The sequence below is a fragment of the Pacificibacter marinus genome (assembly GCF_018860665.1).
Lineage (GTDB): Bacteria > Pseudomonadota > Alphaproteobacteria > Rhodobacterales > Rhodobacteraceae > Celeribacter > Celeribacter marinus_A.
In genome coordinates, this window is the sequence record NZ_JAHKPK010000034.1 from 1 (window position 1) to 22,905 (window position 22,905).

Annotated in this window: 26 protein-coding genes and 2 pseudogenes; 18 read left to right on the forward strand and 10 right to left on the reverse strand. The window is 54.8% G+C overall.

The features are described 5' to 3' along the window. Positions 1-109: 109 nt before the first annotated feature. From KO497_RS10075 to KO497_RS10105, 7 genes and pseudogenes are all read right to left on the reverse strand, one after another. Positions 110-331 (reverse strand): annotated as a pseudogene (locus KO497_RS10075) (TRAP transporter substrate-binding protein); the annotation flags it as partial. A 254-nt stretch (positions 332-585) separates the two neighbouring features. Beyond that, a complete protein-coding gene (locus tag KO497_RS10080; protein WP_215943846.1) occupies positions 586-1,635 on the reverse strand; it encodes a DUF475 domain-containing protein in 1,050 nt (349 codons plus the stop codon). Positions 1,636-1,644: 9 nt separating this feature from the next. After that, entirely contained in the window at positions 1,645-2,511 is an 867-nt protein-coding gene (locus KO497_RS10085) for a dioxygenase (RefSeq protein ID WP_215943847.1), read from the reverse strand. Between the two features lie 32 nt (positions 2,512-2,543). Then, positions 2,544-4,049 (reverse strand): tripartite tricarboxylate transporter permease, encoded by a 1,506-nt coding sequence (locus KO497_RS10090; RefSeq protein ID WP_215943848.1) that lies wholly within the window; start codon positions 4,047-4,049, stop codon positions 2,544-2,546. A gap of 11 nt (positions 4,050-4,060) precedes the next feature. Further along, the gene (locus KO497_RS10095) at positions 4,061-4,504 is read right to left on the reverse strand and encodes a tripartite tricarboxylate transporter TctB family protein (RefSeq protein ID WP_215943849.1); all 444 of its coding nucleotides are present in this window, start codon (positions 4,502-4,504) and stop codon (positions 4,061-4,063) included. A 75-nt stretch (positions 4,505-4,579) separates the two neighbouring features. Continuing rightward, positions 4,580-5,548, reverse strand: a complete 969-nt coding sequence (locus KO497_RS10100; protein WP_215943850.1) for a Bug family tripartite tricarboxylate transporter substrate binding protein — start codon at positions 5,546-5,548, stop codon at positions 4,580-4,582. A 37-nt stretch (positions 5,549-5,585) separates the two neighbouring features. Beyond that, entirely contained in the window at positions 5,586-6,572 is a 987-nt protein-coding gene (locus KO497_RS10105; RefSeq protein WP_215943851.1) for a YncE family protein, read from the reverse strand. 111 nt (positions 6,573-6,683) lie between these two features. Here KO497_RS10105 and KO497_RS10110 point away from each other — a divergent pair, with 111 nt between their 5' ends. The 8 genes from KO497_RS10110 (at position 6,684) to KO497_RS10140 (ending at position 12,262) form a co-directional block, all read left to right on the forward strand. Further along, positions 6,684-7,568, forward strand: a complete 885-nt coding sequence (locus KO497_RS10110; protein ID WP_215943852.1) for a LysR substrate-binding domain-containing protein — start codon at positions 6,684-6,686, stop codon at positions 7,566-7,568. Positions 7,569-7,921: 353 nt separating this feature from the next. Beyond that, entirely contained in the window at positions 7,922-8,809 is an 888-nt protein-coding gene (locus KO497_RS10115; RefSeq protein ID WP_215943853.1) for a LysR family transcriptional regulator, read from the forward strand. 107 nt (positions 8,810-8,916) lie between these two features. Beyond that, positions 8,917-9,540, forward strand: a complete 624-nt coding sequence (wrbA, locus tag KO497_RS10120) for an NAD(P)H:quinone oxidoreductase (RefSeq protein ID WP_215943854.1) — start codon at positions 8,917-8,919, stop codon at positions 9,538-9,540. Further along, positions 9,540-10,049, forward strand: a complete 510-nt coding sequence (locus tag KO497_RS10125; protein ID WP_215943855.1) for an AAA family ATPase — start codon at positions 9,540-9,542, stop codon at positions 10,047-10,049. The genes wrbA and KO497_RS10125 overlap by 1 nt, the downstream gene beginning before the upstream one ends. 74 nt (positions 10,050-10,123) lie before the next feature. Continuing rightward, on the forward strand, positions 10,124-10,993 hold the full coding sequence (locus tag KO497_RS10130) for an EamA family transporter (protein ID WP_215943856.1): 870 nt from the start codon (positions 10,124-10,126) through the stop codon (positions 10,991-10,993). A gap of 56 nt (positions 10,994-11,049) precedes the next feature. Then, the gene (locus tag KO497_RS19135) at positions 11,050-11,268 is read left to right on the forward strand and encodes a DUF4386 family protein (protein WP_252729609.1); all 219 of its coding nucleotides are present in this window, start codon (positions 11,050-11,052) and stop codon (positions 11,266-11,268) included. A 7-nt stretch (positions 11,269-11,275) separates the two neighbouring features. Further along, positions 11,276-11,761, forward strand: a complete 486-nt coding sequence (locus KO497_RS10135; RefSeq protein WP_252729610.1) for a DUF4386 domain-containing protein — start codon at positions 11,276-11,278, stop codon at positions 11,759-11,761. A 21-nt stretch (positions 11,762-11,782) separates the two neighbouring features. Further along, positions 11,783-12,262 (forward strand): hypothetical protein, encoded by a 480-nt coding sequence (locus KO497_RS10140; RefSeq protein WP_252729616.1) that lies wholly within the window; start codon positions 11,783-11,785, stop codon positions 12,260-12,262. Positions 12,263-12,272: 10 nt separating this feature from the next. Here KO497_RS10140 and KO497_RS19140 read toward each other — a convergent pair. Beyond that, positions 12,273-12,446 (reverse strand): annotated as a pseudogene (locus tag KO497_RS19140) (integrase); the annotation flags it as partial. 116 nt (positions 12,447-12,562) lie between these two features. Here KO497_RS19140 and KO497_RS10145 point away from each other — a divergent pair. The 5 genes from KO497_RS10145 to KO497_RS10165 all read left to right on the forward strand — a co-directional run bounded on the left by KO497_RS10145 (position 12,563) and on the right by KO497_RS10165 (position 14,849). After that, positions 12,563-12,904, forward strand: coding sequence for an ArsR/SmtB family transcription factor (locus tag KO497_RS10145; RefSeq protein WP_215943857.1), 342 nt, complete (start codon positions 12,563-12,565; stop codon positions 12,902-12,904). Beyond that, positions 12,901-13,368, forward strand: a complete 468-nt coding sequence (locus tag KO497_RS10150) for an SRPBCC family protein (protein ID WP_215943858.1) — start codon at positions 12,901-12,903, stop codon at positions 13,366-13,368. Before KO497_RS10145 ends, KO497_RS10150 begins: the two co-directional genes overlap by 4 nt. 95 nt (positions 13,369-13,463) lie before the next feature. Continuing rightward, positions 13,464-13,868 (forward strand): VOC family protein, encoded by a 405-nt coding sequence (locus KO497_RS10155; protein WP_215943859.1) that lies wholly within the window; start codon positions 13,464-13,466, stop codon positions 13,866-13,868. 11 nt (positions 13,869-13,879) lie between these two features. Next, positions 13,880-14,362 carry a VOC family protein gene (locus KO497_RS10160; RefSeq protein WP_215943860.1) on the forward strand — a complete coding sequence of 161 codons (483 nt, stop codon included), beginning with the start codon at positions 13,880-13,882 and terminating at the stop codon, positions 14,360-14,362. Between the two features lie 76 nt (positions 14,363-14,438). Further along, positions 14,439-14,849: a GFA family protein gene (locus KO497_RS10165; RefSeq protein WP_215943861.1), complete on the forward strand. Its 411-nt coding sequence runs from the start codon at positions 14,439-14,441 to the stop codon at positions 14,847-14,849. A gap of 269 nt (positions 14,850-15,118) precedes the next feature. Here KO497_RS10165 and KO497_RS10170 read toward each other — a convergent pair whose 3' ends face one another. After that, positions 15,119-15,325 carry a ParD-like family protein gene (locus KO497_RS10170; protein WP_215943862.1) on the reverse strand — a complete coding sequence of 69 codons (207 nt, stop codon included), beginning with the start codon at positions 15,323-15,325 and terminating at the stop codon, positions 15,119-15,121. A gap of 118 nt (positions 15,326-15,443) precedes the next feature. Between KO497_RS10170 and map the strand changes: the two genes are divergently transcribed. The 5 genes from map (at position 15,444) to KO497_RS10195 (ending at position 18,796) form a co-directional block, all read left to right on the forward strand. Then, positions 15,444-16,295 (forward strand): type I methionyl aminopeptidase, encoded by an 852-nt coding sequence (map, locus tag KO497_RS10175; protein ID WP_215943863.1) that lies wholly within the window; start codon positions 15,444-15,446, stop codon positions 16,293-16,295. Between the two features lie 103 nt (positions 16,296-16,398). Beyond that, positions 16,399-16,845: an RrF2 family transcriptional regulator gene (locus KO497_RS10180; RefSeq protein WP_215943864.1), complete on the forward strand. Its 447-nt coding sequence runs from the start codon at positions 16,399-16,401 to the stop codon at positions 16,843-16,845. Further along, a complete protein-coding gene (locus KO497_RS10185) occupies positions 16,846-17,742 on the forward strand; it encodes an NAD(P)/FAD-dependent oxidoreductase (RefSeq protein WP_215943865.1) in 897 nt (298 codons plus the stop codon). 11 nt (positions 17,743-17,753) lie between these two features. Further along, a complete protein-coding gene (locus KO497_RS10190; RefSeq protein ID WP_215943866.1) occupies positions 17,754-18,434 on the forward strand; it encodes a class I SAM-dependent methyltransferase in 681 nt (226 codons plus the stop codon). Positions 18,435-18,550: 116 nt separating this feature from the next. Next, positions 18,551-18,796, forward strand: coding sequence for a transposase (locus KO497_RS10195; RefSeq protein WP_215943867.1), 246 nt, complete (start codon positions 18,551-18,553; stop codon positions 18,794-18,796). Between the two features lie 471 nt (positions 18,797-19,267). Here the strand turns inward: KO497_RS10195 and KO497_RS10200 are convergent, their stop codons facing one another. Beyond that, positions 19,268-22,867: a hydantoinase B/oxoprolinase family protein gene (locus tag KO497_RS10200; RefSeq protein ID WP_215943868.1), complete on the reverse strand. Its 3,600-nt coding sequence runs from the start codon at positions 22,865-22,867 to the stop codon at positions 19,268-19,270. Positions 22,868-22,905 lie beyond the last annotated feature (38 nt).

A 22,905-nucleotide genomic window follows, 5' to 3' on the forward strand; every position in this document is an offset into this window, starting at 1 on the left:
ATTTCGCGCAACAACCTCAGTGCGTCTTCATCAGAATAACGTTTGCGGGCCATGTCTCTAAACTCCTGTCGTCAACAAATAGTGGCACAGTTTTAGGGGGCTAAGACACCGCTCCAAGGGCTTCGAGGAACTTGGCGGTCATACGCCCAGAGGCACGGACCTTTAAGCCTTCGAGGTCCGCAAGGGAGTTCATGTCACCATTACAGAATACGACCTGTGGTGGGTAGGGCGCGATCGCCAGAACGTGACTGTTGAAGCGGTCCCGAAAAATGTCGCTAACCATTGGACGTGCAGCGTCGACCATCGCGCGGGCCTCGTCCGCCGAAAGTGCTGTCTAGCCCCCAATTTCAAGATTTTGCGTGACCCGTCACTCGCTGATTGGAGAAAGATTTGTGCGGGCTAGGATGTTGGTCGTGGAGGCCATTACAGCATGTTAGCATTCCTCTGACATGACCATGCTCTCGCGGAATTCGGAATACTGCGAAACGAATGACACTTTGCTGCCATGGCGCGGGGACGCGGCCCATTCATGCAGGCAGCTAAGTGGTTCATTGGTTTTGAACGAGGGACACGGGCGTTGAACGGTCAGGCATTTGCTTTATTCCATCTGCAAGAGGACAAAAGTGCAATGCCGATTAGCGTGGCCCCGCCCAATCCTGTGATGGTTTCGGGAATGTGAACCAATGTCTGCGTGTACATGATGACGGACAAGATCAGGATGGCATAGAATGCCCCGTGCTCCAGATAGCGATATTGCGACAGAGTGCCCCGTTCGACCAGCATGATGGTCATGGCGCGCACATACATCGCCCCGATTCCAAGCCCGATCGCGATGATGAATAGGTTCTGGCTCAACGCAAAAGCCCCGATAACACCATCAAACGAGAACGACGCATCAAGGACTTCGAGATAAAGGAAGGCACCAAGCCCCCCCTGCGCCGCTGTCTTCGTTGCTGCACTGGTGCGGTCCAGAACGGCGCCAAGGGTATCGACTATCAGATAGGTCAGCAACCCGTACAAGCCCGCGCGGATAAAGGTGTTGGATTCCTCTGTCGGCAGAAATGACGCGAACGCGATTAAGAGGATAAGAACCAAAGCAACCTCTATGCCCTTGATCGTCGCCGACGATGCCATTCGCACCTCGATCCAGTTGATCCAGTGGAGGTCCTTTTCCGGATCGCAGAAAAAGCCGAGTGCAACCATCATCAAGAATGTCCCGCCGAAGGCCGCGATCGACACATGGGCGTCCTGCATGATGCGGGCGTATTCTTCTGGCTGACTGGCGGCCAGTTTGACAGCCTCTAACGGCCCGACTTTTGCGGCGATTACAACGATCAACAGCGGAAACACGATCCGCATTCCAAAGACCGCGATCACAATCCCCCACGTCAGGAACCGTTTACGCCAGAGAGGTGTCATGGATTTCAGTTTGTTGGCATTTACAATGGCATTGTCAAAGGACAGCGAAATTTCTAGAACCGCGAGGATCGCGCAGATCAGGAAATAGCTAAGAACTGCTGAAAGCGTGCCCTCGGCCTGCCACCCCAAGAACGCCCCGATTGCAAGCCCCAAAGCGGTGATAACAAAGGGCCAGAACAGATAAGATAGAGTGGATCGTTGACTGCTGATGTTCATATTGATTGCTCAATCCTTTGCAAGGGTGACATCAAAATTGACGTGTAGGAACCGCTCTTGCACTTTGCCGGAAATGGCCATGCCATCGGGGAATTCGTCGGCGGCCTTTTCAACATACCGCATCACCAGATCGTTGCGCACGCCAAAGACGGTGTCTTGATCGAGGTATGGATCATCCTCCGGGAAGACCTCTGTCACAAGGGTGCGAAACCCTTCTGCTTTTACGATGTAATGCAGATGTGAGGGCCGCCAAGGGTGTCTGCCGCAAGCGTTCAGGATCGCTCCGACGGGGCCGTCGGAGGGGACGGTATATTCCGCCGGTTTCGCGGTGGTGAACGCATAGCGCCCATCCTCACCGACAGTCATCAACCCGTGGAACGAAAAGGTGTCCTGATCGTCGTCCTGACTTGCGTACAGCCCGTTGGGCGCGGTTTGCCAAATGTCAATTTCGGCGTTCGGGATCGGGTTGCCGTCCGTGTCGCGAATGACACCTTCGGCGAGCAAGATCGGGCCGCCGAAGTCGCGTTTCATATCGCCTCCTACTGCCAAAGGTGGGGCACCAGAGACGTGAAACGGCCCAAGCACTGACGATGATGTCGAGGCCGGATCAGAGTGCAGCATATCGACCAGCGAGGACAGGCCCAGCACATCAGACGCCAGAACGAACTCGTGGCGGTCCTCGGATTCGATGGCGGCGCAGCCTTCGAGAAACGCGATGCCTTGGCGCCATTCGTCATGTGTCAGGTTCTTTTCGCGGGCAAAGGCATGCATATGCTCGACCAGCCCTTCCAACAATTCGCGGGTGCGCGGTGCCATGTCGGCAGACATATAGCTTTTGAATACATCAGTGATGTTGTCTTTGGTGACGTTACGCATGGGGGTTTCCTTACTCGAGAGGGGCGGCGGAATTAGTCGTCATCGACCAGCGCCAATTTACGGGTTCTTCGGAACGAGGGCAGCAGCACTAAAGCAAGAGCGGTGGCCGCCAGAATGAGCAGACCTGCGCTGATTGGTTCGCGCAGGAACACGGTGGGATCGCCGCGTCCGATCAACAGGGCGCGTTGCATGTGGCCCTCCATCATCGGTCCAAGAATAAAGCCAAGGATCATCGGAGCTGCCTCACATTCCAGTTTGCGCAAGACGTATCCAAACATCCCGAAGCCAGCCATTGTCACAACCGCGATGGCGCTGTTGGAAATGCTATAAACACCGATACAGGCGAAGACGATCACGGTCGGAAACAGGTATTTGTATGGAATCGATACAAGTTTCACCCAAAGCCCGACAAGCGGTAGGTTCAACACCAGAAGCATCAGGTTGCCGACCCACATAGAAGCAATGACGCCCCAGAAAAGTTCAGGGTGTTGGGTTATGACGGCTGGGCCGGGTTCGATGCCTTGAATGACCAGCGCGCTGATCATCAGCGCCATCACCGGATTGGACGGGATGCCGAGTGTTAGCATCGGGATGAAAGATGTCTGCGCTCCGGCGTTGTTGGCCGCTTCGGGTGCAGCAACACCTTGAATAGCGCCTTTCCCGAATTTTTCCGGTGTCGGAGAAATTTTCTTTTCAAGCGCATAGGCCGAGAACGAGGCCAGCAACGCGCCGCCGCCTGGCAAAACACCCAGCAATGACCCCAAAAATGTGCCCCGAACCATGGGAGCAAAGATCGCTTTCAGATCGGCCCGGGTCGGCATCAGGCTTGTCACTTTGGAGACCTGCATTGCGCCGCCTGTTGGCCCTTCGAGATTACGGATGATTTCACCAAGTCCAAACAGGCCCATTGCAATGGCGGCCACATTCAAACCGTCAGCAAGTTCAGGTACACCGAAAGTGAAACGCTGAATTCCAGTCTGCCCGTCGGTCCCGATGATGCCCAACAATAACCCCAACACCATCATGCCAAGCGCCTTGATCAACGATCCGCTTGCCAGCACGACGGAGACGATTAACCCGCAAACCATAAGCGAGAAATATTCAGCCGGTCCGAACTGAAACGCCAGCTTAGCCAAAGGCGGGGCAAAGACGCCGATGATCACCGTCGCAACGCATCCTGCAAAGAAGGAGGCGATAGCGGCTGTGGCCAACGCTTTGCCCGCATTGCCTTGCTTAGCCATTTCGTGTCCATCAAGGGTGGTCACGATCGACGACGCTTCGCCCGGAAGGTTTATCAGGATTGCCGTAGTGGAGCCGCCATATTGCGCACCGTAAAAGATACCGGCGAGCATAATCATTGACGAAACCGGATCGAGCACAAATGTGAAGGGCAACAGAACCGCGATGGCCACGAGTGGCCCGAGCCCCGGAAGCACCCCGATCAACGTGCCAAGCAGTACACCGAAGAAAGAATAGACCAGATTTTGAAAGGTCAGGACGGTCGTAAAGCCCAGCCCTAGATTGTTTATAAGCTCCATTTCGCGGCTCCTTAAAAAGACCAGAGTGCGATGGGTAAACCGAGGCACAGGATGAACAGGAATGCGCTGAACGCAGCGAGGAAAAGTGCCGTGACGAACCGTGGCAATATTCCGAAATCAGGCTTTGCTAGACTGGCGATCAGAGTGGCCGCGAAAACTGCAGGCATAAGGCCGAACGTGCCTATTATCAGTGCGAACGTGATAACCCCTAGCGTGATAAACACAAAAGGCCGCCAAACAAATTGCGTGTAGTGTACGATTGGGCTGCGTAAACTGATGCCCGCCACACCTAATCCAATAATGGTCAGCAAGACGGAAAGAACGGTGGGAAAGAATCCCGGACCCGGACGCGCAGTCGAACCAAAGTCAAACTGCACTGACAACATTAAACTGAAAAGGCCGATGACCAGAAACATCAAGCCAGCGGCCACGTCCTTATCGTAGATGTGTTTCATCCGCGTCCCTCCCACAGGTAGCTATGAAGTCGGGAGCGCCTGACACGTTTCAGCAGGCACTCCCAAGTTTTACGATTAATTCCCGAGGATACCGGACCAATTGTCCAGTTCAGCGGCGATAACAGCGGCAAAATCGTCCGACGTGCCGACAAGCGGTTCCAGTCCGGCACTGGATAGTGCGTCTTGGAATTCCGGTGTCTGCGACTGACGCACGACTTCAGCTTGAAGCTGCGCAACGATCTCGGCTGGTGTACCAGTCGGGGCGATGATGCCAAACCATGAGTTAATCTCGAACCCTTCGACTCCGAGCTCTGCGATCGGCTGCAAGTCGGGTGCGCCAGGGTTTGTTGTCAGTCCGGTCACACCAAGTGCTGTGAGTTGGCCGTCATTGACGAATTGCATGCCTTGGCCTGCGGATACAAACACAGTCGAAACACGTCCTGCCACAACATCCAGAACGCCAAGGTTCAGGCTTTCGTATGGAATCGCGGTCATCTCAACGTCCGCCATGGTCTGGTACAGTTCCGCCGCCAAGTTGGCGATGCTGCCCGCGCCTGCGGTGGCGAATGTCAGTTCGCCCGGATTGCTGCGGGCGGCTTCAAGGAATTCGGTCTCCGTGGTGATGCCCGTCTCGTTGCTGACGTAGTGTACCATCGACGCGCCCGCGATCTGGACGACAGGCACGAAATCTTCTGCCACATCAAATTCAATGTCATAAAGATAGGGAACCGTGGTCAGGTTCGCCGGAACAAATCCGAGTGTGTAACCATCCGCATCCGCGTCGTGCAGTTGCCCAAGGCCGATGGCACCACCGGCACCCGCAGCGTTTTTGACGATCACCTGCTGGCCCCACTCTTCGCTCATACCGTCAGCGATAAGACGCGCCAGAATATCGACCAGACTGCCTGGCCCTGTCGGCGCGATGATTGTGATCGGCTTTTCCGGGTATGACTGTGCGGCCGCCATAAATGGCAGCGCGCCAAGTCCAACAGCCATTGCCGCCGTACAGATCAGTCTCCGGCTGATACCTTTAGTCTTCTCCATGGTCTCTCCTCCCCATGTTAAGTGAATTATTGTGTATTTAGTAGTACGTTAGTGCCTCGATTCCCTTACCGGCGGTAACACATTCGATTGTTTTTCCCGAAGCAAGATCGACACGTGTAAACAAGCCGCAATCATGATTGGATACCAGTGTGTCCTTTCCATCCGCCGTAAATGCAATGCCCTGTGGCCCTTTTGCGATCGGGATCAGGATATGATCGGCAATATTTTTCGCGTCGTGAATGTGCATGACACCAGAGGCATAATTTGTGCTGACCAGATACTTGCCGTCAGGTGAATAACGCAGGCGGATCAAACGACTGGTTTTCGGGTTGCTCATAACAGCTCCCTTCAGCGCAACCGATTCAATGATTTGATCCGTTGCCGTATCAATCACCAACAAATCTTGCTTTTTATTTTCTGCGGCTATGAGCTGGTCGCCCTTGGGGCTGATCGCAATTCCTTCTGTGCCCTTTGGCACTGAAATACGGGCCAGCACTTTGCGCTCTTTAATGCCAAACACGATGATGTCGCCCAACTTGCAAGAAACATAAATCTTGCGGCCATCTGGTGTGATCTCGATAAACGGAGGGCGGCCATTTTCTGCGCCAATTTCGTAGGTTTGAACCAGCTCCAGTGTTTCAGTATCGATGACACCCAGTTCTCCGGTTTCCTCAAAGATCACCCAAAGGTTGCCCTCTAGGTCAATGCGCATCGCATGCGGCCCTTTGAAAGGTCCGGTTGAAATTCGGTGAACAACCGTCTGGCTTTTCAGATCAAGCACCGAAATATGCGCGCCGGATTCAATGAACTTTCCCGCACCGAATTTACCAAATTCGGACGCATAGGCGCGTGTGTGATCCGGGGATACCGTGACTTCGTGGTGGTTCTTGGACGGGATGCACTTCAGTTCCTCCAAGCTGACCGGATCGAAGAAACGGATGGCATCACCCAATTTGTCGATGCCAATTAGGCCGTCAGTGCCGGTTGGATTATTTTGGGCCCATAGGCCATTTTCAGAACACATGATGTGACCTCCTCCCAGGTAACAATGTCTGTCTTGTTGCGTAATCTTGCCGAAACCTTAATGTTTAAACAAACATATAAATGGCATGATATATATCGAAAGGAGATATAGATGCGTTACTCTCTTGCCCAAATTCAGGCCATTGTAGAGGTTTCACGTTGCGGGTTTCATGTGTCCAAAGCTGCAGCACGGCTTCATTCGTCTCAGTCAGTCATCAGTAAACACCTGAAATCGTTCGAAGACAATTTCTCGGCGAAAGTATTTCGCAGAACCGGAAAACGTTTGGTTGGTCTGACACCTGAGGGTGAAAAGGTGCTGCAATTCGCAGAACGCATTATCCGCGATCATGACAGCATCGACAAAATCGGTCGTGAAATGAGCACGACCGAGCGCGAAAACCTGTCTCTGGTCACGACACCAACGCTGGCGCGTTATCTTTTAGCTGATACGGTCAAGAAGTTTATCCAATCACATTCGCAGGTCGAACTGAATATTTTGGTCGAGGAATCTGATAAAGCTGTCGACATCCTGAAGCAGGGGCGGTGCGATCTGGCCATCGTCCCGACGGGAAAAATTCCCATGTCCGAACTTGATGTCACTCCGCTAACAGAATGGTCACGGTCCTTGATCGGACTTCCGGACTGTCCATTGTTCGACGGCCGCAAACTGACGCTGGAAAACATTGCGTCAGAGCCTCTCATTGCGTTTCAGACGCCGATGATTTCTTTGCAGGATACGTTTGATCAAAAAGGTTTGGCGACCAATACGACTTTGACCACCAGCAATCCCGAGGTGATGAAAGCATATGCCGAATTGGGATTGGGTGTGGCGATTATCGCCACGCCGACGTTTCACCCTGTGCGCGACGCGCCTTTGGTGTTGCGGGACGTGTCCGACATCTTTCCACCTGTTCGCATCGCCGCGCTCAGGCTCAAGGACACCTACCGTATCGCGATGCAAACAAAGTTTGTTGAGTATTTAAAGGCAAGTTTTTAGAATCTGTTTGGCAAATATTCGTTTGAACGGCCGGTTTGGCGACATAAGCTGCAACGCGGCGACGTTTTTGCGGCAATCGGCAAGGAGTGCAGGGGTAGAAAAGGAGCAAAAACTCGAGATCCGCTTTGGTCCGCAGAGCTGCACTTTGACCAATACCATAACCTATATGAGCGGCAGGGGTATTTTCCAACGGAGCCATTTTACCATAGTCTTTTGCTTTCCAGACTTCGCAGGTGGCGAAGGGGCGGCTAGACTGCCTCGCAACCGGTTCGCCCGAAAGCCGCATTTATGGTATTTCTCGATTCGACCACTCGCATAATGCGATTTTTGACTTGGATTGATCGAAAGATAAAATGGACAAGCTCTCCGTCATGAATGCCTTTCGCCGCATTGTCGAGCGCGGAAGCTTCGCGCGGGCGGCGGAGGATCTCGGTGTTTCGCCCGCCCTTCTCAGCCGCGAGATCAAGCTTTTGGAGGAAAGCCTGAGCACGGTGTTACTTACCCGCACGACACGTTCGATGTCACTCACCGATGCCGGGCAGCTCTTCTACGACGAAGCATTGGGCATCCTCGATGCTGTGTCTCAAATCGAGGCGCGTATCCGTGACGGAGCCGGTGCGATACGAGGTCATCTCAAGGTGAATGCGTCCAGTTCCTTCGGACAGACCGTTATTGCTCCGATCCTGCCAAGGTTTTTCGACGCCTATCCCGACCTGCGCCTGACGCTGTCGATGGATGATCGGGTGATAGACATGGTGGAGGGCGGCTTCGATGTTTCTATCCGGATCAGTTCAGCCCTGTCTGACTCCGCACTCGTGGCGCGCAAGCTAGGGACGATGCGGCAACAGGTCTTTGCCGCACCGTCCTATCTGGATAGCGTCGGCGCCCCGGAAACGCCGCAAGACGTTGCCAATCACCGTATCATTGGTTTTTTGATTGCCGACCATCTCACCACTTGGGCTCTTCATGGTCCATCCGAAACAGTATCCGTGGACCTTGATCCTCCCGTCCGCGTTGGCAACAGTCTTGTCCTGCGCGATCTTCTGGTTGCCGGTCAGGGCATCGGTACCTTGCCGGATTTCGTTTCGAGGGATGCTGTCGCGCGCGGTGAGCTGGTCCGCGTGCTGCCCGATTGGGAGCTGCCCGCGCCGGAAATCTACGCCGTGACAGCCTCGCGACTTGGCATGGATGCGAAGGTCACGGCGTTTCTCGATCATCTGTGCGTGGCGCTGCGCCCCTGACATTCTTCAATCCACGTAAAGAGTGAAGTCAAAGCGGGCCGGTTTTTCTGAACCGTCCTATCCCCGATCTTCTCTGGTAATGAAATTCACATCCATGAGAGGTTCCCATGACCCGTATTCTTGTTCTTTACTATTCCAGCTATGGCCATGTCCGCGCGCTCGCGCAGGCCGAGGTTGAAGGTGCCCGCAGCGTACCCGGCACCCATGTCGATATGCGCCGCGTTCCAGAAACCGTTTCCCAGGAGATTCGGCATAAGGCCGGATTCGTCACGGATGACACAGCGATCGCCTCACCTGCGGACCTTGAAAACTATGACGCCATCATTTTCGGGACGCCGACACGCTTTGGCATGATGGCCGGACAGATGAAAACCTTTTTGGATCAGGCCGGCGGGCTTTGGGCGCGCAACGCGCTGGTTGGCAAGGTCGCTGCGGTCTTCGCTTCCACGGGCTCACAGCATGGCGGGCACGAGGCGACGCTGCTCTCGACCCAGATCCCGCTCCAGCATTTCGGAATGCTGATCGCGGGTATGCCCTACAGCTTCGCGGGCCAGACGACAGCCGACGGCATCATCGGCGGCGCCCCCTATGGCGCGGGCACAATCGCTGGAGCCGACGGTTCCCGTGAACCCAACGAGACAGACCTCGCCGGCGCGCGGTTCCAGGGTGCCCATGTCGCGCGAATTGCCGCGCGCCTTGCGGGAGCCGATCTGGGCGAGGAGGCTGCGTGATGGTTTCTCCCATCCCCGAACAACTTCCAGTTCTGCACTTGCTGTGCGGAAAGATTGCTTCTGGAAAATCGACTTTAGCGGCCAATCTTGCTCGCTCGCCTCAGACCGTCTTGATCACTGAGGATGACTGGCTGAATGTGCTCTTTGCCGACGAGCTGGTTTCAATGCCTGACTACGTCCGGTGCTCCTCGAAGTTGGGAGGGATCATGGCGCCCCATGTCGCTGCGTTGCTGAACGCAGGAGTCTCGGCCGTTCTCGATTTTCCAGCGAACACTGTCGAGCAGCGTGCTTGGAGCCGTGGCATCCTCGAGAAAACGACTGCCGCGCATCAGCTTCATTTTCTGGACGTGCCTGACGAGGCCTGCCTCGCTAGGCTACACGAACGCAATTGCCAAGGCGACCATCCGTTCGCGGTAACCGAGGCCCAGTTCCGCCAGTTTTCCAGTCACTTTCAAGCGCCCTTACTGGGGGAGGGCTTCAATGTCGTCAGGCATGAGGCATGCGGGTGACCAGACAATTCCAGCCGTTGCCAGGTCCGCGATTACCTGCCCCTTCTCAAGTCCCTCAAAAAACGAGACACGCCATGTCACGCACCACCGATATTCTGCTTACGGCGCTCGCTCCCGCGGTCTGGGGCAGCACCTATCTTGTCACCACCGAGGCGCTGCCGGCAGGCTATCCCGTGACCCTTGCCGCGCTTCGAGCCCTGCCAGCGGGGGTGTTGCTGCTTGCCCTGACACGTTGCCTGCCACCGCGGACGTGGCTTGGCCGTGTGTTTTTGCTAGGGAGCTTCAACTTCGCGCTGTTCTGGGTGCTGCTCTTCGTGGCGGCATACCGGCTTCCCGGCGGGGTCGCGGCAACACTGGGGGCATTGCAGGCGATGATTGTCATCGTCATGGCGCGCGGCTGGCTCGGCACACCGATCCAGACAGGAGCGATTGCTGCGGCTGCAGTGGGAGTCCTTGGCGTGGCACTTTTGTTGATCGGTCCCGAGGCTGCGCTCGATCCTATCGGTGTCGCTGCCGGTTTGGGCGGAGCCGCCTCTATGGCGGCGGGCACCGTGCTGAGCCGAAAGTGGCAACCACCGGTTTCGGCCCTGAGCTTCACCGCTTGGCAGCTAACCGCCGGAGGTCTCATCCTGTTGCCGTTCGCTTTGATCACTGAGCCCCCCTTGCCGCTGCTTTCAGCGACGAACATCGTTGGGCTGGTTTGGCTTGGCCTGATCGGAGCGGCGGCGACCTATGCGCTCTGGTTTCGGGGGGTTGCTCGAATCGAACCAGGAACCGTCTCATTGCTTGGCATGATGAGCCCAGTAACAGCGGCACTGCTTGGCTGGGTTATACTGGGGCAATCTCTCTCGCCCCTACAGTGCTTGGGGGCAATGGTCGTCCTTGCCTCTGTATGGGCTGGTCAGAGGGTCAACCAGACCAGTTCAATTGCCACGTACGACTAGCGGACATCGTCGCTCGCAAGAAATATCTGATCACACCGAAAGAAAGGACCGTTCTCATGCCTGCTCTTACCCCACACCCGAATTTCGCGCGTAATACGCGGTTCGCCGGATTACTTTACCTCGTGATCATTATCACGGGCTTGGGTGCCGAAATTGGTCTGCGCGCTCCGTTGATTGATCTCGGGAATGCTGACGCCACGGCCGCTGCTGTCCTCGCGGCACCGGGGCAATTCCGTCTTGCCATCGCTGCCGATATCGTGATGGCGCATCAGTGATGCAGGGTTGGCAGTACTGCTATACCTGATTTTCAGCCCAATGGCGCGGGGGCTGGCCCTATCGGCGATGGTCTTTCGGCTGATTCAGACTGTGGTGATTGTCGCCAGTCTCATGAGTCTGCTCACTGGGTGGTTGCTGTTAACACGGGCGGATGTTCTGGCCGATGCGCCCGCGCTCGCCTTGGTATTTTTCGATCTTCACGCCCACGGATACGATCTTGGCCTTGTGTTCTTCGGCATCAACAGCTTGATTATGGGATTGCTGGTCTGGCGGTCGGGCCTCTTTGCGAGGATGTTTGGCGCCGGACTTGCCATGGCCGGTCTGGTCTACCTGTGCGGTAGTGGCTTGCGCTTCTTCGCCCCCGAACTGGCTTCGGCATTCGCACCAGCCTACGCACTAACGATTTTGACCGAAACGGCATTTTGCCTGCGATTGCTTCTCCAGCGCAGCACTGATCATGAGGATTTTCGACTGCGTAAAAATGCCGTTTGATAGACAAACTGGAGAGGGTCCATGTCCCAAAGAAGATTTTCCGTCCGCGCCCTTGGCGAAATCGCCATCCGTTGTATCGATCTTGAAGCGATGGTCGAATTTTATCGCGATGTGGTCGGTCTGAAGTCAATGAACGATCCGAAGAATGGCGATTTCGTGTTCTTGCGGATCGCCGAGGGCTTTGCTGATCATACTCAGGTGCTTGCCCTGTTCCGGAATGATGTCGAAGGTGCAGGGAACACGAGGGCTGGTGACGAACCTCCGGCTACTGGCCCTGGCTCGTCGCTCCACCGTCGGGCTCTCAATTTTCTTTGGGGGGCATCGCATGGTGTTAGACGCCGAAGAGGGAATATCATGTTGAGAGGTTCTCTTGGATTGGCGGACGCGGGGGATCCACCAAGGATCCGGACGGCAACTCTGTTGAACTCGTCGCGGAACACTCGAAAACCAAAACCGAAAGGAGCACATGATGTCAAAATTTCTAACGATTGGATACGGTGAGCGTGAAGGATTCGAAAAGTACTGGTTTCTGCGTCTTGCTCTGCAGAACAGACGTGCGCGCCTTGATTTGGCCTGACGTCATGATATCGACCACCTTCATCTTCACTAAGTCGCAGCCGCGCAGCTTTCTGTCGATGGCCAGATCTCGATGGTTTTCGGCGAGCTCCAGCCGCACTCTGATCACTCAGACGGTTCGTTCGTCAGCGCGCAGCAAATGTCTGTTTTTGCCCTCGAATGGCAATGGTTAGGATGTTTCCTAAGTCTTGTTGACAGTTCCAGTCTGTGGCGTTACTTAGGTATATGTCTAAGTATGACCCCAAACTCGACCAGTGCTTTTCGGCTCTTGGTGATCCGACGCGGCGCTTGATCCTTCAACGTCTTGCAAGAGGCGAGGCAAGTGTCAGCGAATTGGCTGAGCCGCACGACATGGCGTTGCCGTCCTTCATGGAACATCTGAAAAAGCTGGAAGCGGCTGGCCTCGTTACATCCAAAAAGCAGGGGCGAACGCGAACCTGTGAACTGGCACCCGACGCTTTTGCTCCTGCCAAAGATTGGTTGAGCGAGCAAAGCGAGACTTGGGAAGGGCGACTGGACCGCTTTGATGACTATGTCAAAAACCTCATGCAGGAACGCCAAAAATGAAACTTGATCCGACAACCGATCTGACCTTTACCCGCAAGATCAACGCACCCAAAGATCTGCTTTGGGAGTGCTGGACAACGCCAAAGCACATCAAGAATTTCTTTGTGCCCAAGCCGCATAGCATCGACACTTGTGAAATCGACCTGCGCGTTGGCGGCAAGTTCAACACGACGATGAATGTCGAAGGCAATCTCATGGAAAATGAGGGTGTCATTCTGGAAGTCATTGAAGGCGAGCGCCTTGTTTTCACGGACACTTACAGCGAAGGCTGGAAGCCTGCCGCTGATCCGTTCATGACGGCGATTGTCGAATTCGTAGATGATGGGAAGGGTGGCACAATCTACACGGCGACCGCCCGTCACCGCTCGCCCGAAGCACGCCAGAGCCACGAAGACATGGGCTTCTATAATGGCTGGGGCACAGTCGCGACGCAGCTCGAAGAATACGCCCAGTCTCTCAAATGACTGACAGCGGACATCGCATCTAAAACAACTTTGGTCGCTAAACCGAGGTACGCTAACAGCAGCTCCGTATTCGGCTGCACGGAAAGGACGCTACAATGCCAAAGAAGATTTTCGTAAATCTGCCGGTAACCGATTTGCCAAAAGCGATGGCATTCTATCAAGCTATCGGGTTTGAGAATAATCCGCAATTTACCGATGATACAGCGGCTTGTATGGTTTGGAGCGAGGCAATCTTTGTAATGTTGCTGACCCATGACAAATGGCGCACGTTCACCAAGCGCCCAATACCGCCTGCAACTTCAAGCGAAGTGCTTTTAGCGATTTCTTTCGATGATATAGCTGCCGTTGATACAATACTGGACGCCGCAGCGGCATTTGACGGCGCACCAGATATCAACGCCAAACAGGATTACGGATGGATGTATAGCCGCAGCTTTGCCGATCCGGACGGGCATGTATGGGAATGCATGTGGATGGATATGGCTGCGGCCGGCGCATAGGAGGCAATATCATGACGACCGCCAAAAACACCGTTTGCATTTGGTATGACAAAGACGCCGAAGCCGCCGCAAGGTTTTACGCCACTGTTTTCCCAGACAGCGAAGTCATGGCGGTGAATTTCGCGCCTACCGACTATCCTTCGGGCAAGGCTGGTGACGTTTTGACCGTTCAGTTCACCGTCGCGGGAGTACCCTGTATCGGCCTGAACGGCGGGTCGGCATTTAAACAGGATGAGGCGTTTTCATTTCAGATAGCCACTGACGATCAGGCCGAAACTGACCGCTACTGGGATGCAATCGTCGACAACGACGGGCAAGCAAGTGCCTGCGGCTGGTGCAAGGACAAATGGGGTGTTTCCTGGCAAATTACGCCTCGTGTATTGATTGATGCTTTGGCCGCTTGCGGGGACCCGGCACGACGTGCGTTTGAGGTGATGATGCAGATGGGCAAGATTGACGTGGCAACAATTGAAGAAGCGTTGTGGAACCAGTAGCTCCAGCACGCGGATACAAGGGATTAATGAAATGCATTCGACTGGCGACAGAGCTTGCCAGTCGCGAGGAGTGTGAATGGGCTACAAACTGACAACGGGACAATGCCTTTGTGGCGCTGTGAAATTCCGCATATCAGGACAGTTCGAGAGCTTTTTCCTGTGCCACTGTTCCCGCTGCCGAAAGGACAGCGGCTCGGCCCATTCGGCAAACCTGTTTTCGTCCACTGCCAAAATCACATGGGTGTCAGGCGAGGCAAACATAAAGACGTTCCGTCTCCCCAGATCACGCCACATGAAGAGCTTTTGCGCCACCTGCGGGTCCGCACTGCCTATTTCCCAGCCGGATATTGGTTCGCTTGTGGTGCCCGCAGGGTCGCTTGACAGCCCAATCGACATTCGACCCAACGCGCATATCTGCTGGTCCAGTCGCGCGAACTGGGACGAAGCGCTGGCCTCCATCGAAAGGATCGACGGACTTCCCGGCTGAACGGTCCCGCTGATGATGCATCTTAGATAATAGTCAGACGATAGGGGCACGGCCATCGGCGTTGTCTGGCTCTGTTGTCATTCGAGGGACAGAGATGCTGCGTGATGCGCGAATGGCCGCAATGGCGGACCGCATTGTGGCAATTCAAAATGACGATCTGCGCTGAGTGTGTTCCCAGAACCGTTTTGCCGAACGGACCTGCCGCGCAATTCTACCAAACAGACGCCTTCTTTACCCAAATTGTTGGTATGCAAAGGGCGCGTCAGGTTTCAAGCTGCTTCGATCTGCGGCACCTGTACGTCGGCGTTCTTGAGTTGCTGTGCCATAATTTCCGTATAAGGCAAGGTCGGGTTTGCCTCGGCAAGCATACCGACCTTCATCCAGAATTCGGCCTGCGCATTGATTGAACGGCACATGACCGAACTGGCCTTGCGGAGTTCTTCATGCAGATCGTCCCCTATTTTTACGATGCCCATCGACCTGTCTCCTAATTTAAAATATACGCTTTATATATGATTCGTATACATGCGTAGTTAGCTGTCAGTCAATATAACCTTGATCGCCGCAGCGTAGGATATCTAGAGAGAATAAACGATGGTTAACTATATCGACGTGCCCGTCACATCAAAAGCGCAGAATGCCCGCAGAACCGAAAGCATCAAGCTCTATGGGCCAAACGCCTTTGAGGGTATGCGCCGCGCAGGCGCTTTGACCGCCCAATGCCTTGACGGTGTGTACGATCTTATTTGCGACGGCACTGCTTTGGCGCAGATCAATACCTTCGTCCTCGATTTCGCCGCCGCCCATAATGCAACGCCCGCAACGCTTGGGTACAACGGCTATCAATACGCCTGTTGCACATCGGTAAACCATATTGTCTGTCACGGTTTTCCGACCGAGAAAAAGCTGCGTAACGGCGATATTGTGAATGTCGACGTGACGCTGATCCTTGACGGATGGTATGGCGATTCAAGCCGCATGTATGTGGTGGGAAAACCGAAACGCGCGGCTGAACGCCTGATTCAGGTCGCTCATGAGGCGATGATGCAAGGCATCAGGACGGTGCGGCCAGGGGCGCGATTGGGTGATATCGGTCACGCCATCCAGAGCTACGCCCATTCTCAACGCTGTTCTGTGGTGCGCGAGTTTTGCGGGCACGGCATCGGTCAGGTTTTTCACGATTCCCCCGATGTGTTGAACTTTGGGAAAGCGGGCACCGGCCCTGAGCTGCGCGAGGGGATGATTTTCACGGTTGAGCCGATGGTTAATCTGGGGCGCGCGGACGTGAAAGTGCTGGCGGACGACTGGACCGCCGTGACGCGAGACAAGTCCCTTTCGGCGCAATTTGAGCATTCGATTGGTGTGACATCCGATGGTTTCGAGATTTTCACAGGCTCTCCCGCGGGCCTCCATGCACCCAAGGTTGAGGTTTTGACCGCTCCGTAGCGAGCTTTGCCACAAGGCAAACATGCGCCCATATTCACCCATCCACGTATGTCAATAAGGGCATTGCTTGACAAAATACACGAATCATAACTATTGAAGTTACATGAAACGTGATAGTCGCCTCTCCTCCGTCCTCCATGCGCTGCTCCATATGGCAGAACGTGATGGCCCCATGACATCTGACGCACTCGCAAAGTGCTTGACCACAAACCCTGTCGTTGTTCGGCGGACTATGGGGTTCCTGCGGGATGCGGGTATTGTCACCTCGGATCGGGGGCATGCGGGTGGCTGGCGCATCACGGCTGACCTGTCTGTGGTTACGCTTCGCCACCTGCATGATGCCTTGGGGGAACCCGCGTTATTCGCCGTTGGCAATCGCAATGAGGCCCCCGACTGTCTTGTCGAACAGGCTGTAAATGCGGCGCTTGACCAAAGTTTTGCCGAGGCTGAGGCCTTGCTGTTGGCGCGTTTTGGAGAAATCACCCTAGCCGACCTCGCGGCGGATTTTGCGGTGCGATACGCGGCACGGCTCAAACAGAAAGACTTATAAATGATCCATGATGTCATCGTCATCGGGGGAAGCTATGCTGGCATGGCAGCTTCCCTTCAGCTTCTGCGTGCCCGTCGCTCAGTGTTGGTCATTGACGCCGGACAACGGCGCAACCGCACCGCAAGTCATTCTCATGGGTTTCTGGGGCAGGACGGCGTAGACCCCGCCGTCATCGCCCGCGATGCCCGCAACCAGTTGGAGGCCTATCCGACCCTGACTTGGGTCGAAGGGGAAGCCGCCTCTGTCACTGGAAAACGTGATGCGTTTGTCGTGGAAACCGTGGGTGATCAGACCTACCACACTCGCCGTATCCTGTTTGCGACTGGCGTAACGGACCAGCTGCCCCAGATCGACGGGCTGGCGGAACGGTGGGGGCGGTCCGTCTTTCATTGCCCATATTGCCATGGCTACGAGCTTGATCAGGGCCGTATCGGCGTCATCGCGTCTGGTCCGATGTCAATGCATCAAGCCGAGCTGTTGACGGAATGGGGCGCAGTCACGTTCTTCATCAATAGTGTCCTTTCGCTGGACCCCGCCGCCCAGCAGGTTCTGGAGCAGAGGGGCGTTATGATCGAAAACACCGCCGTTCTCGCGCTTACGGGCGAGGCCGACGTGCAGCTGGCTGATGGCCGGACGCTGTCATTTGCGGGGCTCTTTGTTGCGCCGACGGTCACGCCCTCGACCACTTTGCCAACCAAACTGGGGTGCACCATTGTAGAGGGACCGATGGGTCAGATGATCGCTGTGGACGGGGCGAAAGAAACCACGGTGCGCGGCGTATACGCCTGCGGTGATGTCGCCCAAATGCCGCATTCAGTATCTCTTGCCGTTGGTGATGGCGCCATGGCTGGCCTGCAACTTCATCGCTCTCTGGTTTGGCCAGACATGCATGCGTAAAGGAGAGAGGCATGAGCAATCGCACATTCACGCGGGATGCCCCCGGATACGCGGCAAGGACTGCACGTCTTGTTCCCGGCCTGCAAGATATGTATCGTATGGCTGGGATTTTGCTGGCCGAACAAGTGCCTGCCTCTGGTCGCGTGATGGTCTTGGGTGCTGGTGGTGGCCTTGAGCTAAAAATCTTTATTGAGATGCAACCCGACTGGCATTTTGACGGCATCGACCCCTCAGCCGAGATGATCGATCAAGCCCACCGGACGTTGGGCGATCAGGCTGATCGTGTGTCATTCACCCAAGGCTATATCGATGATGCGCCGATGGGTCCCTTCGATGGCGCAACCTGCTTGCTGACGCTACACTTCCTGCCGCGCGAAGAGCGCCTGCACACGTTGCAAGAGATAGCGCGGCGCTTGCACCCAGGCGCACCGCTGATCGTGATGCATCATAGTATGCCGGAGGGCGCGGAACGAGACGTCTGGCTACGCAGGAACGCTGCATTGATGATGTCCCATGGAATACCTTCCGAACAAGCGCAAAAGAGCATCGAGACATTCAAAACGCGCCTGCCAATCCTGACGCCGCGAGAAGACATGGCCCTATTAGAAGAGGCTGGGCTCACAGATATTCAGCTGTTCTATGCCGCGTTCACATTTAAGGGGTGGGTCGGCTATCGGCATTCATCGGCATGAATGGTTTTATCCGCTGGGCTGACACAGGTAACCCGAAAAAGCATCACAGGGCATGATGACTAGCCCCTAGATTTGTAGACGCTTTGTTCGGTAACTTTGGAAGCAAGGAGACAGTGATGTCAGGGACTAGCATTACAGATGAGTTCAAACGTGGCGCGGTCGCACAGGTTGTGGATAGCGGAAACTCAGTTGCGGAAGTTTCGGAACGGTTAGAGATTAGTACCAAGTCACTTTACACGTGGCGCGCCCAGTTTTCGCAGCCATGCCAACAGATCAACGAGACTACAGAACAGGCCGCAGAGATCAGGCGGTTGAAGAAAGAATTGGCCTGCGTCTCTGAGGGCCGCGATATTCTAAACTGATAAAGGCCGCCGCGCACTGACCGGCAGGGCATTGCAAAGCAATGTCCCAAGAGGCGCAAGTTGCATGATTATTATTGTGATCTGAGCGAGATGTGTTGCCCGAACCGTATGGCTCGATTGGCCAAATGAGCCGCCATTCTAGCATTGGGCTGGAAAAGTCCCGACGCTTTCGAAAGGAAAGTGGCTTAAACGAGCACTTGGGGCGGCACAAAGCGTTGTAGATCTAATTTGTACAGGTATGTGCTTCAACACATGCCGACGCCCACGTTGGGCTCGCAGTTGAACTATTTGAAGTAAGCTTCGTTGGGGGACAATTTGAAGGGCGTCACAATAGTGACGCCCTTGGTTTTGGTTCCGACATTACAAGTCGATGCTGAGGCAATAAGTGATGCGGTTCCAACTTTTTATGCGCATTCGCACGACGCTATTCCTTGTTCTTAGAGGCACATGGATATCGGCGTAGATGATTTCTTAAACAGGTTCCCCGTAACCGCCACCGCCAGGAGATTTGAGAACAAACACATCGTCCACCTCCATTTGTGCAACGTCATTGCCTTTCAAATATTCGACAGTGCCGTCCGCGCGATTGATGGAGTTTTCTCCTGTAGAACCAGCCTGTCCTGCGGATGCGCCATGGGGGGCAGTTTCGCGATGAGATGATAGAACCGTTGCGGTCATAGGTTCTAAGAACCGCAATTTGCGAACGATCCCGTCACCACCTTTGTAAGCGCCTGCGCCGCCTGAACCGTGCCGGATTGAAAATTCGTCCACACGCAATGGGAACCGCGTTTCCAACACTTCGGGATCAGTCATGCGGGTGTTGGTCATGTGGCTGTGCACTGCGCTTGCACCATGAAATCCGTCGCCCGCACCTGTTCCGCCGCAGATGGTTTCATAATTTTGAAAAACATCATTGCCGTAAACAAAGTTGTTCATCGTGCCTTGGCTTCCGGCGATCACACCTAAGGCACCGTAAAGCGCGTCCGCGATGGCTTGACTGACCTCGGTGTTGCCCGAAATCACGGCTGCGGGGGCCTTGGGATTGATCATCGATCCTTCGGGAATGATCAGTTTGAGCGGCTTTAGGCAGCCTTCGTTCATCGGGATGTTCGATCCTACCAGTGTGCGGAATACGTAAAGTACGACCGCATGACAGATGGCTTTGGGAGCATTGTAGTTGAACGGATCTTGTGGGGAGGTGCCGGTGAAGTCCACAGTGGCTTCGCGGGCCGATTTGTTCACGGAAATAGCCACCTTGATCTGTGCGCCACTGTCGAGCGGATAGGTAAAGGTGCTGTCATGCAGGACATCCAGCACACGACGTACACTTTCTTCAGCGTTGTCCTGAACGTGGCCCATATAGGCGTGAATCACGTCGATGCCAAATTGACGCGTGATCTTGGTCAACTCTTGGACGCCTGTGGCGTTTGCTGCGATCTGTGCGGCAAGGTCTGCCATGTTTTGATCTACATTGCGGCATGGATATTTACCTGACGAAAGCAGATCGCGCGCGTTTTGATCTTGCAGGACACCTTGTTTGACCAGCAAAAAGTTGTCGATCAACACACCTTCTTCATCGATGTGACGGCTGTCGGGTGGGGCGGAACCAGGGGTTGTGCCGCCAATGTCGGCATGGTGCCCGCGGGATGCGACGGTGTAAATGATGTTGGTCCCATCGTTATCAAACACAGGTGTGATCACGGTGACATCTGGCAAATGCGTTCCGCCATTATAGGGGTTGTTCATCATGAACACATCACCTGGGCGGATTTGGCCGGCATTTTGGCGCAAGATCGACCGCACGCTGTCAGACATGGACCCAAGGTGCACGGGAACGTGGGGTGCGTTGGCCACCAAATCGCCCTGCGCATCGAAAATCGCACATGAGAAATCATAACGTTCTTTGATGTTCACTGAATAGGCCGTGTTGGCCAGTGTCGCGCCCATCTGTTCGGCGATGGACATATAAAGATTGTTAAAGACCTCTAGCATGACCGGATCGACCGAGGTGCCAATGGCTTCAGAGCGGACAAGTGGCACGACGCGTCGCAGGATCAAATTGCCACTTTGCGTGCATTCCGCTTGCCAGCCATGCTCCAAAATATTGGTGCCGGTCGGTTCGGTTAAGATCGCGGGACCATCAACGATTTCACCTGCAGCCAGTGTTGTCCGATCAACCAAAGGCACGTCGATCCATTGGCCTTGACTGTACATGCGGGCGACTTGGTCTGATCTGGACTGGTCTTGTGCATTGGGCAAGGTCACGTTTTCGCCTGTTGATCCAATGGCCTCGGCTGTGAGCAGATCAATGATTAGGCTCGCATAATCTGGTATGAAACCGAACCGCTGTTGGTGTGCCGCTTCAAAGGCTTTACGCATTTCGCTGACTGTGTCGAATGGAATTTCCAATGTTTGATGTGCGCCGTCGGTGCGGATATGAGCTGTTTGGACCACCTGCACGTTGGCCGCGTCGATGCCTTGCGCTGTAACCTCGCTGCGCGCCAAGCGGGACAACGCGTCCATTTCGCGCTGCGCGTCTGTGATCTTGTCTATCGAGGCTGCAAATTGATGTTCTTTAATCGCGCGCACATCGGCTAAGCCCATGCCGAAAGCAGACAGAACGCCGGCAAAAGGATGGATGAAAATGCTTTCCATGCCCAAGGCGTCTGCCACCAAACAGGCATGTTGTCCGCCCGCGCCACCAAAGCAGTTCATCGTGTATTTGGTCACATCATAGCCGCGCTGCACAGAGATTTTTTTGATCGCATTGGCCATATTTTCAACAGCGATGCGTAAGAAACCTTCGGCAATTTCTTCAACTGTTTTGCCGCTGTCGATCTCTTTCGCCAAGGCGTCAAACTTGCGGCGAACAACATCGACATCAAGTGGTTGGTCAGCATTCGGCCCGAACACTGGCGGAAACTGGCTAGGTTGAAGTTTGCCTAACAGGACGTTGCAATCGGTTACCGTTAAAGGCCCGCCGCGGCGATAAGCGGCAGGCCCAGGATTGGCGCCTGCGCTTTCTGGCCCTACTTGCATGCGCCCATCGGCATATGACAAGATGGACCCGCCACCTGCTGCGACAGTGTGAATGGACATCATTGGCGCGCGCATACGAACGCCGGCCACTTCGGTTTCAAAGGACCGTTCAAATTCGCCAGCGTAGTGGCATACATCTGTAGATGTGCCCCCCATATCGAAGCCAATCAACTTATCAAAGCCTTGATCGGCCGCGGTACGGACCATGCCGACCACGCCACCTGCTGGGCCGGAGAGGATTGCATCTTTACCTTGGAACAGGCGTGCGTCTGTTAAACCGCCGTTGGATTGCATGAACATCAGGCTGTCACAGCCACCAGAGGCAGAGTTCAATGCCGTGGCCACTTGATCGACGTAGCGGCGCAAAATAGGGGACAGATAGGCATCTACAACTGCAGTATCCCCACGGGACACAAGCTTGATCAAGGGGCTGGCCTCATGGCTAAGCGAGACTTGCGTAAAACCGATCTGGCGCGCCATTTTGCCCAACGTCTTTTCGTGGTCCGTAAAGCGGTAGCCATGCATCAATGCGATTGCCACTGACCGGTATCCTTGCTCGAAGGCACGGGATAATGCGTCGCGCGCTGCCTGCAAATTCAGCGGAGTAACGATTTCACCCTGCGCGCCCAAGCGTTCATCAACTTCAATCACATCTTCATACAGAAGCTCTGGCAACTTGATTTCCAAGTCAAACAAGTTTGGACGGTTCTGATAGCCAATCCGTAACAAGTCGCCAAAACCTTTCGTGATGAGCAAAAGGGTGCGTTCTCCTTTGCGCTCCAACAAAGCGTTGGTTGCCACTGTCGTTCCCATTTTTACGGCTGAAATCTGTCCTTGCGGAATTTCTTCAGTGCTGTCGAGGCCAAGAAGCGACTTGATGCCGTAGACGGCAGCGTCGGGATAAACTTCGGGGTTCTCTGACAAAAGTTTATGGGTTTTCAACGTACCGTTCGGCTGGCGCGCGACGATATCAGTGAAGGTCCCTCCACGGTCCACCCAGAACTGCCATTTTTTTGTGCATACGTTTTCCATGATCTACCCTCGAATCAAAATTCTGCCTCCTTGTTGAT

Excerpts from the sequence above, each read along its gene's own strand:
- KO497_RS10095 (WP_215943849.1), bottom strand. The coding sequence starts at position 4,504 with ATGAAACACATCTACGATAAGGACGTGGCCGCTGGCTTGATGTTTCTG.
- KO497_RS10110 (WP_215943852.1), top strand. The coding sequence starts at position 6,684 with ATGCGTTACTCTCTTGCCCAAATTCAGGCCATTGTAGAGGTTTCACGT.
- KO497_RS10200 (WP_215943868.1), bottom strand. The coding sequence starts at position 22,867 with ATGGAAAACGTATGCACAAAAAAATGGCAGTTCTGGGTGGACCGTGGA.
- map (WP_215943863.1), top strand. The coding sequence starts at position 15,444 with ATGGTTAACTATATCGACGTGCCCGTCACATCAAAAGCGCAGAATGCC.
- KO497_RS10105 (WP_215943851.1), bottom strand. The coding sequence starts at position 6,572 with ATGTGTTCTGAAAATGGCCTATGGGCCCAAAATAATCCAACCGGCACT.
- wrbA (WP_215943854.1), top strand. The coding sequence starts at position 8,917 with ATGACCCGTATTCTTGTTCTTTACTATTCCAGCTATGGCCATGTCCGC.
- KO497_RS10090 (WP_215943848.1), bottom strand. The coding sequence starts at position 4,049 with ATGGAGCTTATAAACAATCTAGGGCTGGGCTTTACGACCGTCCTGACC.
- KO497_RS10160 (WP_215943860.1), top strand. The coding sequence starts at position 13,880 with ATGACGACCGCCAAAAACACCGTTTGCATTTGGTATGACAAAGACGCC.
- KO497_RS10150 (WP_215943858.1), top strand. The coding sequence starts at position 12,901 with ATGAAACTTGATCCGACAACCGATCTGACCTTTACCCGCAAGATCAAC.
- KO497_RS10085 (WP_215943847.1), bottom strand. The coding sequence starts at position 2,511 with ATGCGTAACGTCACCAAAGACAACATCACTGATGTATTCAAAAGCTAT.
- KO497_RS10155 (WP_215943859.1), top strand. The coding sequence starts at position 13,464 with ATGCCAAAGAAGATTTTCGTAAATCTGCCGGTAACCGATTTGCCAAAA.
- KO497_RS10185 (WP_215943865.1), top strand. The coding sequence starts at position 16,846 with ATGATCCATGATGTCATCGTCATCGGGGGAAGCTATGCTGGCATGGCA.
- KO497_RS10170 (WP_215943862.1), bottom strand. The coding sequence starts at position 15,325 with ATGGGCATCGTAAAAATAGGGGACGATCTGCATGAAGAACTCCGCAAG.
- KO497_RS19135 (WP_252729609.1), top strand. The coding sequence starts at position 11,050 with ATGCCTGCTCTTACCCCACACCCGAATTTCGCGCGTAATACGCGGTTC.
- KO497_RS10145 (WP_215943857.1), top strand. The coding sequence starts at position 12,563 with ATGTCTAAGTATGACCCCAAACTCGACCAGTGCTTTTCGGCTCTTGGT.
- KO497_RS10165 (WP_215943861.1), top strand. The coding sequence starts at position 14,439 with ATGGGCTACAAACTGACAACGGGACAATGCCTTTGTGGCGCTGTGAAA.
- KO497_RS10125 (WP_215943855.1), top strand. The coding sequence starts at position 9,540 with ATGGTTTCTCCCATCCCCGAACAACTTCCAGTTCTGCACTTGCTGTGC.
- KO497_RS10130 (WP_215943856.1), top strand. The coding sequence starts at position 10,124 with ATGTCACGCACCACCGATATTCTGCTTACGGCGCTCGCTCCCGCGGTC.
- KO497_RS10190 (WP_215943866.1), top strand. The coding sequence starts at position 17,754 with ATGAGCAATCGCACATTCACGCGGGATGCCCCCGGATACGCGGCAAGG.
- KO497_RS10080 (WP_215943846.1), bottom strand. The coding sequence starts at position 1,635 with ATGAACATCAGCAGTCAACGATCCACTCTATCTTATCTGTTCTGGCCC.
- KO497_RS10180 (WP_215943864.1), top strand. The coding sequence starts at position 16,399 with ATGAAACGTGATAGTCGCCTCTCCTCCGTCCTCCATGCGCTGCTCCAT.
- KO497_RS10140 (WP_252729616.1), top strand. The coding sequence starts at position 11,783 with ATGTCCCAAAGAAGATTTTCCGTCCGCGCCCTTGGCGAAATCGCCATC.
- KO497_RS10115 (WP_215943853.1), top strand. The coding sequence starts at position 7,922 with ATGGACAAGCTCTCCGTCATGAATGCCTTTCGCCGCATTGTCGAGCGC.
- KO497_RS10195 (WP_215943867.1), top strand. The coding sequence starts at position 18,551 with ATGTCAGGGACTAGCATTACAGATGAGTTCAAACGTGGCGCGGTCGCA.
- KO497_RS10100 (WP_215943850.1), bottom strand. The coding sequence starts at position 5,548 with ATGGAGAAGACTAAAGGTATCAGCCGGAGACTGATCTGTACGGCGGCA.